We start from the raw sequence: 9,423 nt of genomic DNA, 5'->3' as shown, positions 1-9,423 counted from the left end.
AGGAAAGAGTAGCAACAATGGCAAAAGAAATTGTTTTAACCGGTGTCACTACCACAGGAACGCCTCACTTAGGTAACTATGTGGGAGCAATTCGTCCAGCGATCGAAGCGAGCCGTCAAGAAAATACGGAATCGTACTTCTTCCTTGCGGACTATCATGCGTTGATCAAATGTCAGGATCCAGAACGTGTGAAACAGTCTCGTTTAGAAATTGCGGCGACCTGGCTAGCGTGTGGCTTAGATACTGATAAAGCAACTTTCTACCGTCAATCTGATATTCCAGAAATTGCAGAATTGAATTGGCTACTGACTTGTGTAACCGCTAAAGGTTTGATGAACCGCGCCCATGCTTATAAAGGCGCTGTCGATGAAAATCTTGCGAACGGCCAAGATCCAGATTTTGGTATTACTATGGGCTTGTTCTGTTACCCAGTATTAATGGCGGCAGATATTTTGGCGTTTAACGCGCACAAAGTGCCGGTTGGTCGTGACCAAATACAGCATATCGAAATGGCGCGAGACATTGCGGGTCGTTTTAATCATTTATTTGGTGAGCATTTTGTATTACCTGAAGCCGTTGTTGGTGAAGAAGGCTCTATTCTTAAAGGCTTAGACGGCCGTAAAATGAGCAAAAGTTACAACAATACGATTCCATTATTTGATACTGAAAAAAAGCTACAAAAAGGTATCAATAAAATTAAAACAAACTTGTTAGAGCCAGGTGAAGTGAAAGATCCTGAAGACTCTGTCGTGTTTGATATTTATAAAGCGTTCGCGACACCTGAGCAAACCGCGCAAATGCGTCAAAGCTTTGCCGATGGCATAGCATGGGGTGAGGCGAAGAAGGAACTTTTTGCTCTGATTAATGGTCAACTATCTGAGCCACGTGAAAAGTATCTTGAGTTAATGGCGAACCCAGTTCACGTGGAAGAAATACTGCAAGCAGGCGCCGAAAAAGCGCGAGCGCGAGCAAGAAACATGATTTCAGACCTACGCAGTGCCGTTGGTCTAGTCAATTTTAAATAATAGGAGATAACCAGTGAAAACATCTGTATATGCCATCTTGATGGCGTTTGTTTTAGCGATTGGTGCAGGCGCTTACAGCGCTGACGTACATGCTAAAAAATTGGGTGGCGGTAAGAGCTTTGGTAAAAGCTTTTCTGTTGCGAAACCTAAAGCGGCGCCTGCGACTCCTACCAGTACAGCGGCTGCGGCGGGCACCAAAAAGCCAGGGCTATTGGGCGGTCTAGGCGGTGGTCTGCTTGGCGGTCTATTGGCTGGTGGTATTTTTGCAGCTCTATTAGGCAGCGGTGCGTTTGATGGTATCTCATTCGGAGATATCTTGCTGTTTGCTCTGATTGGCTTCTTGGTTTACAAGTTCTTTATTGCTCCGAAGCGCCGTGCAGCAGCAGAAGCGGCTCAGCAAGCTGGCACAAACGGTATGTTCCGTGAAATGCCTGAATCGACTCGCGACAGTGTTCAGCCTTCACCAATGGCGGGAATGAGTGGTTTCGGTGCAACGCCAGACATTCAATTACCACCTGGTTTTAATGAGCAAGCCTTTGTGGCAGAAGCGAAAAATCATTACATCACTTTGCAAAAAGCATGGGATGAGAATAATTTTGACGAAATCTTAGACTACGTTAGTCCAGAGCTATACAACTTGCTGGTGGCAGAGCGTGCACAGTACGGAAATGACAAAGCTCGTACAGAAGTCGTTTCCTTGATGGTGGATTTGGTCCGTGGTGAGTTTATTGGTTCGACAGCTTCTATTTCTTTGCAGTTTTCTGGTTGGATCAAAGAAGGCGATGAAACGTCAGAAACCAATGAAATTTGGCACCTTGAGAAAAATATGTCTGATGCCAAGGCAAATTGGACTATTGTTGGTATTCAGCAAGATAACTAATTGTTACGAAACTATGCTCGTAGAACCATCGTAGTGAGGTTAATCTAGACAAACCTTGCGATGAGTTCTACAGTATTTAAAATTAAATTGAAAACGGATGTGAGCCATGTCTGAATTAGCACCTGTTAAAGAAAATGGGAAAGCCTTAGCGGATACAAAAAAAGGCGAGTTGTTGCAGTATCTGACTTTTAAGCTGATCGACGAAACCTATGGTATCAACGTCATGCAAATAAAAGAGGTGCTTCGTTATAGCGAAATCGCCCCTGTTCCTGGTGCCCCGTCCTATGTGTTAGGCATTGTGAATTTGCGTGGTAATGTGGTGACCGTGGTGGACACTCGTGTCCGTTTTAGTTTGCCAGAATGCACTATTACCGACGAGACTCGCATTATCATTATTGAACATGATGGCGAGCAAGTGGGTTTGTTGGTCGATGCGGTACAAGAAGTATTCTACTTGTATCAAGGTGAGATCGAGCAAAGCCCAAGTGTGGGTAATGATGAAGCCTTGATGTTTATTCAAGGTGTATATCAAAAAGACGAAGAGCTAGTGATTCTGCTGGAGCTTGATCGTATGTTTGAACGCAATGATGCCCTTGGCATTGAAGCAATGAGTTAAGCAAACACACTAAGTGCACTTCAATATACGTAAAAAAAAGCCATGCTTAGCATGGCTTTTTTGTTTTCAGGTCTGTTTTGTTTTTACGTCAGGCTATTGCTGTTTGTTACCTTTCCCAATAAGCCTCTTCTAGGCTGTCTTCTCGTTCTGGCAAACCTCGTGATAAGCGGGACGCGTTTTGTGCCAGTATTTCGTAACTTACGCGGTTAGAATATTTACAAATTTGAGCAAAAGAAGAATAGGTTAAAAAGGGCGCGAGATGTTTGCTGGACTTAGGTAAGGTTTCCTTATGGAAGTGGTTTGCTGAGATGTCGTGAAGCAAAGCGGACAAGGCGCCGTCGCCTGCGCCATTGGTGTTGCGAATTTTTTCAGGTCCTCCCATGTAAGGATCAATATGCGAAAACACTTTGACAGGCTGCTTACACGCGCTCTTTAGCATGGGGCGGCTGAACTCCCAGCGATTAAAATCAGCCAGACTGCCTGATTTTATTGGGTGCGTGGTTTCTCGTTTAAATTCATCGTCGGTATAACCACACAGATACATGCCATCTGGCCCAGCCGTGAGCAGCACAAGATCAACATAGTCTAAAATGACACTCGCAGCTTGTAATGGATCGGATAGTCCGGTTAAGGCCTCAGCCTCTAACTCGTTCATCGCCAACACGTTGACGTCGTTTTTAATAAGGGCAAGCAACTCATCTTGATATTCTTCTACAAGATGTTTGGTGCCTAACGTCAATACAGTTGGTACATGGTGTTGATGAGCGTACTTCAACGCCTTTATCATAGCCGGTTTTATGGGTTTACCCTGGTGCCGCAACGGATAGGCGCAGGTGACGAGTGCGGCGGCACCTGCAACAATGTGTTCTGGGATATGTTCGGTGTTAAGTTCGTCCATGTCACCCGGTGCAATCGCAAAGGTGCGCTCACCGTCAGGTGTGATTAAGGTGATACCACGGCCGATATCACCGGGAACACCTTGTAGGTGATTCATATCGACTTTGCTGCTGGTATGGCAGATATAATGATAAGCTGGAGAGCCTAGGGTGATATTCGCAGACATCACGCCAAGCAAGACAGATTTATCATCGGCTAACACTGAATAGTTATGAATGGTGTTGCCAATGGTGCCGCCCGCAAAATGATCGGAAATACACTGATTGGCGGTCAGCTCTTGATAAATCGCGGATGCTGTGTCCGAATCGACTAGGTTTGATAATCCTTTTTGGATATTAAACGTCTCTAAAAATTGATCAGATACATTAGCAACCACATCAACAATGGTTTCATCTAAGCCAACAATATAGGTGTCTTTGTCAGGTCTCACTTCGGATGTAGGCAAAGTCGGTTTGGGTTGAGATACAGGAAAGTAGTGTTTGAGTTTGCGTTGACCGGGAAACTTCATATTGGGGCTCGTGGCTAAGATAATTGGGTGAGTTTAGCAAAGAATTGACCGGTCGGGCAGGATCAACAAGCAGAAAGTAAGGTAAAAATGAACGAATCAGAATTAGATCGCTACAGTCGTCAGTTATTACTGCCCAATTTTGATATCCAAGGACAATTAAATCTGGCTCACGCTCGCGTGCTGATCATTGGCTTGGGTGGTCTTGGAAACATTGCAGCCACGTATTTGGCAACGTCTGGCGTGGGGACGTTGATTTTAGCTGACGGTGATCAGTTGGAGTCTAGCAATTTGCCGCGTCAGGTGCTTTATGACGAAAGTCAGCTTGGATTAGACAAGGTGATCGCAGCAGCGCAGCAAATAGCGAAAAAAAATGCCGCAGTGAAGGTTCAAACCATAGCGCAAAAACTGTCAGGTGAGGCTTTGTTGGACGCGGTGAGTAATGCTGATGTGGTGTTGGATTGCACCGATAATTTTACCGCTAGACAAGCGATCAATCGCGCGTGTCTGTCACAAAAGACACCTCTGATTAGTGCGGCAGCGATTCGGTGGGAAGGGCAGTTGGTGAGCTTCTTGTACGATAAAGAGTCTGCGCCTTGCTATGAATGCTTATATCCCGCTTTGTCAGATCAACAGTTAAGTTGCAATGAAAGCGGTATCATCGCACCTATCGTGGGGTTGTTAGGCGTGTACCAAGCGCTTGAAGCCATTAAGCTGGTGAGTGGTTGCGGCACAGTGCGCCACGGCGCTCTCAAGGTGTTTGATGGCTTCGAAGGACACTGGCGTGAGATGCGTTTAACGCGCGACCCTGAGTGCCTAGCCTGTTGTTAGAATAATTTACGCGAACGAATAGAGACGGGTGCTTGAAAACTGATAGAAAGTCCCTATTTTAATCATTAGTATTTTTCTCTAAGAGTATTGATCGATAGTCGTTAATATAGCGAACAAGATTTTGGTTTGTCACAGTATTTGTGTCAGACACCCTTTATTTTCAGGAGCAACAGCATGAGCGATGTGAAACACGCAAAATTAATGATTCTAGGTTCTGGTCCAGCGGGCTATACAGCGGCCGTTTATGCGGCGCGAGCCAACCTGAATCCTGTGATGATTACCGGCATGCAAATGGGTGGTCAATTAACCACCACCACAGAAGTGGATAACTGGCCAGGGGATGATCAGGGCGTTCAAGGTCCAGAACTAATGGAGCGTATGCGTAAGCATGCTGAGCGTTTTGAAACCGAAATTATTTTTGATCATGTCAACAAAGTAGATTTACAAAATCGTCCTTTCCGTTTAGAAGGTGATAGCGGTGTTTACACCTGTGATGCTTTGATTATTTCGACTGGCGCCAGTGCACAGTACCTAGGCCTAGAAAGTGAATCTAAGTTTATGGGACAAGGTGTATCAGCGTGTGCCACATGCGATGGTTTCTTTTACCGAAATCAAGACGTTGCTGTCGTAGGTGGCGGTAACACAGCCGTTGAAGAAGCACTGTATTTGGCGAACATTGCAAAAACTGTTACGGTTATTCACCGCCGCGACAAATTCCGTTCAGAAAAAATACTCGCAGACAAATTGATGGAAAAAGCCAAAACTGGCAATGTGAAAATTGAGTGGTACTCAGAGCTGGACGAAGTATTAGGCGATGATGCGGGTGTAACTGGCGTTCGCATTAAGAATAACGAGACTGGCGAGAAAAAAGACATCGCGGTTTCTGGTTTGTTTATTGCGATTGGGCATAAGCCAAACACGGACATTTTTAAAGGCCAGCTAGAAATGAAAGACGGCTACTTGACAGTGCAATCTGGCACCCAAGGGAACGCCACTCAGACTAGTATTGAAGGCGTGTTTGCAGCTGGAGACGTCTCAGACCATATTTACCGTCAGGCGATTACATCAGCCGGAACAGGCTGTATGGCTGCTTTGGACGCAGAGCGTTACCTAGACTCACTAGAGTAAGCGTATTTAGTGTGAAATCTCAAAATAAAAAAACCGATCCTAGGATCGGTTTTTTTATGCTTAAAGCAAATCGCGTTAACGAATTACTGCGCGTTGTAAGCTTCAATGCCTTCAACAATGGCTTTTCTTGCTTCGTCAGCGTTAGCCCAACCTTCTACTTTTACCCATTTGCCTTTTTCAAGGGTTTTGTAGTTTTCAAAGAAGTGTTCGATTTGATCACGTAGCAACTGTGGAATGTCGTTTACGTCTTGGATATGCCCGTACTCTTTGCTCAATTTTTCGTGCGGTACAGCGACTAATTTTGCGTCCATGCCCGCTTCGTCAGACATGTTCAATACACCAACAGGACGGCAGCGAATAACAGAGCCAGGAACCACTGGGTAAGGTGTGATAACCAATACATCTACTGGGTCACCGTCGTCAGCTAAAGTGTTATTTACATAACCGTAGTTAGCAGGGTAGAACATAGGTGCTGTCATAAAACGATCTACAACAAGGGCGTCCATGTCTTTGTCAACTTCGTATTTAACCGGGTTGGCTTGCGCAGGGATTTCAATGATCACGTTGATATCATTTGGTGCATCTTTACCTGCTGGTATATTACTATAGCTCATTATTTTTCTTCCAGTGTGTTAAGTATGACGATCATTATAAAAGCTAGATAGCTTCTATGCTAGTTGTGGGATGGCTCCATTCGTAATATTCTCTTATATAAGGCAATAAAAAACGGCGAAATTCACCCTAAAACGAGTTAACTTATTGCTTTCTTTCTGAATTTAGCTAGTCTTACACTGTGATCAAATTATAATCGCGAGGGTAGTAATGACAAAATCTGAGCTGATAGAGCTGCTAATCGATCAGCAATCTCATTTGCCGGTTAAAGATGTGGAGCTTGCCATTAAGTCTATGTTAGACCATATGTCTGCTTCTTTAGCGAATGGAGAGCGTATCGAAATTAGAGGTTTTGGTAGCTTTTCTCTGCATTACCGAGCACCTCGTATAGGACGAAATCCAAAAACAGGTGAATCCGTAGAGTTAAGCGCAAAATATGTTCCACATTTTAAGCCTGGGAAAGAGCTCAGAGAGTTGGTGAATTTGCCGGACAATGAGCCAAATGACTTGAGTTAGTTAATACAGTGTTTTGTATTCTTATTTATCACGGCTTAGCGCCGTAAACGCACTCTTTGAATAGGTTTTTTATGTTTTCGTGGCTGAAAAGAGTTATTTCTATTGTTTTGGTCGTATTGTTCTTGGCAATAGGTGTGTTTTTTTCTATCCGAAATCCTCAGTTAATGTCCCTTGACCTTGTCTTTTGGAAAGGTCCTGAGCTCAGTGTGGCCTTGTATATCATAACGGCTTTTACGGTTGGAGCTTGTGTTGCTTTATTGGTTAGCTCGGTTGCTTACTTGCGCAGTAACCGACAAATACGAGTATTGACTCGTAAATACGATAAAGTAAGAGATGAAGTAGATGCCTTGCGCAAAGCGTCCATTACTCAAGAACTCTCTACTAGAAAGGAGTAATGGAGTTGGCAGAAATTGGGCTATTTTTGGTTCTTTTTGTCGCGCTTTTCATTGGCTGGGCAATGGGACGAAAAAACTCTGTTAAAAAAAATAAACAAGTCAAAAAAAGTGTTCCCGCCGATTATTTTCGTGGCTTAAATCATCTATTGAACGACCAACACTCAGAAGCCATTGATGCTTTTGTGGATTCACTTGAAGTAAATTCCGATACCTTTGATATTCACCTGACTTTGGGGAACCTGTTTCGCAAGAAAGGCGAAATACAAAAAGCCATTAATATTCACCAAAGCTTGCTTGCTAGACCGGAAATATCTCAACGAGAAATGCGCATGGTGCAGCTAGAGCTTGCGAGTGATTTCATGTCTGCAGGTCTATTAGACCGGGCAGGGCGCTTGCTGCTAAACATGGCAACCACATCACAAAAAAGCGAGTTTCACAGTAAGGTACTTACTCTGCTGGTAGATCTTTATGAGTTTGAGCAGAGTTGGGATAAAGCCATTCAGATAGGTAATGAGTTAATAAAAGAAGCGCCAACTAAAAAAGAGATCAAGCGCCTTGCTCACTTCCATTGTGAAATGGCGGAAGAATTCAAAAAAAAAGAACAATGGAAACTGGTATTTCAACATTTTAAACAAGCGCTTGATGTCGACTCCAGTTGTATTCGTGCCAGTATCGGCGCAGCGGATGTGCTAAACGTACAAGGTCGTTATCGAGACGCTATCAAAGAGTTAAAGCATGCAGCGGAACAAGATCCCGAGTTCATTTCTATTGTTATTCCCAAGCTAAAAGCCTGCTACCAAAAAATATGGGGTAGTGGAGGCTACATTAAATTTTTGCAGGAACAGAACCAGAAAAAGCCTTCGGCAGCCTTAATCATGGCATTGGTTCATCATTACATGGAAACAGACAAAGACTACGCTGAAATGTTTTTGGTCGAGCAATTAAGAACCCACCCAACTATTAAGGGTTTTAAAGAGCTGATAAGTTTGCAGCTGGCGGATTCCCAAGGATACAATCAGCAGCATTTGGTGGTCCTTCATGAGCTTATTGACCAACTTGTACAAGCAAAACCCAAATATCAATGTCGTCAATGTGGCTTTCCCGGTCATCAACTTCACTGGCAATGCCCAAGCTGTAAAAATTGGGGTGTTGTAAAACCTATTCACGGTCTAGAAGGCGAATAGTATTGATCGAGTAATAACTGAGGTTCACGATCAGGTATTAAAACCTCAATACTGTAAGACACCTATCATAATACATAGTCAAAAACTGAAAAAAGAGGACACTGAATGAGCTGCCAATCCCCTATTGTGGTTGCCCTAGATTACCCAACCATGGCGCAATCGATTGAGATGGCGAAACGATTAGACCCAAACCAGTGCCGAGTAAAAGTAGGAAAAGAGCTTTACACCACGGCGGGTCCGGCTATTTTGGACTCGCTGCACGCGTTAGGATTTGAGGTATTTTTGGATCTTAAATTTCATGATATCCCCAATACGGTGGCAAATGCCGTGAGTGTCGCGGCGAAAGCCGGTGTCTGGATGGTGAATGTTCACGCTTCTGGTGGTCGTCGCATGATGGAGGCATCCGCCAACGCGCTGCAACAATTGCCAAACAACAATACTTTGCTCATTGCGGTGACAGTTCTGACCAGCATGGACCAATCTGATTTAGTAGAAGTTGGTATTGATGCAACACCTGAGCAGCATGTGAAGCGCCTTGCCGCCTTGGCGAAGTCATCTGGTATGGATGGTGTAGTGTGTTCTGCACAAGAGTCTAAGATGCTGTCGACAGAACTAGGCAAAGACTTTGTGTTGGTAACCCCTGGGATACGTCCTACCGGTTCAGACCAAGGTGATCAAAAGCGCATAATGACGCCTACTGACGCCATGGCGGCTGGCAGTCACTACCTCGTTATGGGGCGTCCTATTACTCAAGCCGCTGATCCGATTGCAGTGCTGACTCAGGCGAATGCCGATTTAGGCATACTTATATAGAATACTAGGTCAAAGCCATGA

The 9,423-nt window shown here is 44.4% G+C and carries 11 protein-coding genes; 9 read left to right on the top strand and 2 right to left on the bottom strand.

The annotated features are described in order from the left end of the window. The first annotated feature begins 17 nt into the window (after nucleotides 1–17). From EBI00_RS04205 to EBI00_RS04195, 3 genes are all read left to right on the top strand, one after another. Nucleotides 18–1,025, top strand: coding sequence for a tryptophan--tRNA ligase (locus EBI00_RS04205; RefSeq protein WP_123094667.1), 1,008 nt, complete (start codon nucleotides 18–20; stop codon nucleotides 1,023–1,025). Nucleotides 1,026–1,038: 13 nt separating this feature from the next. Continuing rightward, nucleotides 1,039–1,905 carry a Tim44 domain-containing protein gene (locus EBI00_RS04200; RefSeq protein WP_123094666.1) on the top strand — a complete coding sequence of 289 codons (867 nt, stop codon included), beginning with the start codon at nucleotides 1,039–1,041 and terminating at the stop codon, nucleotides 1,903–1,905. A gap of 106 nt (nucleotides 1,906–2,011) precedes the next feature. Next, nucleotides 2,012–2,521, top strand: coding sequence for a chemotaxis protein CheW (locus EBI00_RS04195; protein ID WP_206612550.1), 510 nt, complete (start codon nucleotides 2,012–2,014; stop codon nucleotides 2,519–2,521). Between the two features lie 106 nt (nucleotides 2,522–2,627). Here the strand turns inward: EBI00_RS04195 and EBI00_RS04190 are convergent, their stop codons facing one another. Beyond that, on the bottom strand, nucleotides 2,628–3,926 hold the full coding sequence (locus tag EBI00_RS04190) for an inosine/guanosine kinase (RefSeq protein ID WP_123094665.1): 1,299 nt from the start codon (nucleotides 3,924–3,926) through the stop codon (nucleotides 2,628–2,630). A gap of 87 nt (nucleotides 3,927–4,013) precedes the next feature. Between EBI00_RS04190 and EBI00_RS04185 the strand changes: the two genes are divergently transcribed. After that, entirely contained in the window at nucleotides 4,014–4,754 is a 741-nt protein-coding gene (locus EBI00_RS04185; protein ID WP_123094664.1) for a HesA/MoeB/ThiF family protein, read from the top strand. Nucleotides 4,755–4,928: 174 nt separating this feature from the next. Continuing rightward, nucleotides 4,929–5,882, top strand: coding sequence for a thioredoxin-disulfide reductase (trxB, locus tag EBI00_RS04180; RefSeq protein ID WP_123094663.1), 954 nt, complete (start codon nucleotides 4,929–4,931; stop codon nucleotides 5,880–5,882). A gap of 83 nt (nucleotides 5,883–5,965) precedes the next feature. Here the strand turns inward: trxB and ppa are convergent, their stop codons facing one another. Then, the gene (gene ppa, locus EBI00_RS04175) at nucleotides 5,966–6,496 is read right to left on the bottom strand and encodes an inorganic diphosphatase (RefSeq protein ID WP_123094662.1); all 531 of its coding nucleotides are present in this window, start codon (nucleotides 6,494–6,496) and stop codon (nucleotides 5,966–5,968) included. A gap of 208 nt (nucleotides 6,497–6,704) precedes the next feature. On the opposite strand from ppa, the gene ihfB reads away from it, so the two are divergent. The 4 genes from ihfB to pyrF all read left to right on the top strand — a co-directional run bounded on the left by ihfB (nucleotide 6,705) and on the right by pyrF (nucleotide 9,402). Then, the gene (ihfB, locus tag EBI00_RS04170; protein WP_123094661.1) at nucleotides 6,705–7,010 is read left to right on the top strand and encodes an integration host factor subunit beta; all 306 of its coding nucleotides are present in this window, start codon (nucleotides 6,705–6,707) and stop codon (nucleotides 7,008–7,010) included. Nucleotides 7,011–7,081: 71 nt separating this feature from the next. After that, nucleotides 7,082–7,405 (top strand): lipopolysaccharide assembly protein LapA domain-containing protein, encoded by a 324-nt coding sequence (locus EBI00_RS04165; RefSeq protein ID WP_123094660.1) that lies wholly within the window; start codon nucleotides 7,082–7,084, stop codon nucleotides 7,403–7,405. Further along, nucleotides 7,405–8,589 carry a lipopolysaccharide assembly protein LapB gene (gene lapB, locus EBI00_RS04160; protein ID WP_241556946.1) on the top strand — a complete coding sequence of 395 codons (1,185 nt, stop codon included), beginning with the start codon at nucleotides 7,405–7,407 and terminating at the stop codon, nucleotides 8,587–8,589. Before EBI00_RS04165 ends, lapB begins: the two co-directional genes overlap by 1 nt. Nucleotides 8,590–8,694: 105 nt before the next feature. Next, the gene (gene pyrF / locus EBI00_RS04155; protein WP_123094659.1) at nucleotides 8,695–9,402 is read left to right on the top strand and encodes an orotidine-5'-phosphate decarboxylase; all 708 of its coding nucleotides are present in this window, start codon (nucleotides 8,695–8,697) and stop codon (nucleotides 9,400–9,402) included. Nucleotides 9,403–9,423: the final 21 nt, after the last annotated feature.

Source organism: Marinomonas hwangdonensis, assembly GCF_003721245.1.
Taxonomy (GTDB): Bacteria; Pseudomonadota; Gammaproteobacteria; order Pseudomonadales; family Marinomonadaceae; genus Marinomonas; species Marinomonas hwangdonensis.
Note: the sequence above shows the minus strand (reverse complement) of the source record. Positions and strands in the feature narration are given on the sequence as shown.

Coding starts and splice junctions, on each gene's coding strand:
- pyrF (WP_123094659.1), top strand. CDS start 8,695: ATGAGCTGCCAATCCCCTATTGTGGTTGCCCTAGATTACCCAACCATG.
- EBI00_RS04205 (WP_123094667.1), top strand. CDS start 18: ATGGCAAAAGAAATTGTTTTAACCGGTGTCACTACCACAGGAACGCCT.
- EBI00_RS04190 (WP_123094665.1), bottom strand. CDS start 3,926: ATGAAGTTTCCCGGTCAACGCAAACTCAAACACTACTTTCCTGTATCT.
- ihfB (WP_123094661.1), top strand. CDS start 6,705: ATGACAAAATCTGAGCTGATAGAGCTGCTAATCGATCAGCAATCTCAT.
- EBI00_RS04195 (WP_206612550.1), top strand. CDS start 2,012: ATGTCTGAATTAGCACCTGTTAAAGAAAATGGGAAAGCCTTAGCGGAT.
- ppa (WP_123094662.1), bottom strand. CDS start 6,496: ATGAGCTATAGTAATATACCAGCAGGTAAAGATGCACCAAATGATATC.
- lapB (WP_241556946.1), top strand. CDS start 7,405: ATGGAGTTGGCAGAAATTGGGCTATTTTTGGTTCTTTTTGTCGCGCTT.
- trxB (WP_123094663.1), top strand. CDS start 4,929: ATGAGCGATGTGAAACACGCAAAATTAATGATTCTAGGTTCTGGTCCA.
- EBI00_RS04185 (WP_123094664.1), top strand. CDS start 4,014: ATGAACGAATCAGAATTAGATCGCTACAGTCGTCAGTTATTACTGCCC.
- EBI00_RS04165 (WP_123094660.1), top strand. CDS start 7,082: ATGTTTTCGTGGCTGAAAAGAGTTATTTCTATTGTTTTGGTCGTATTG.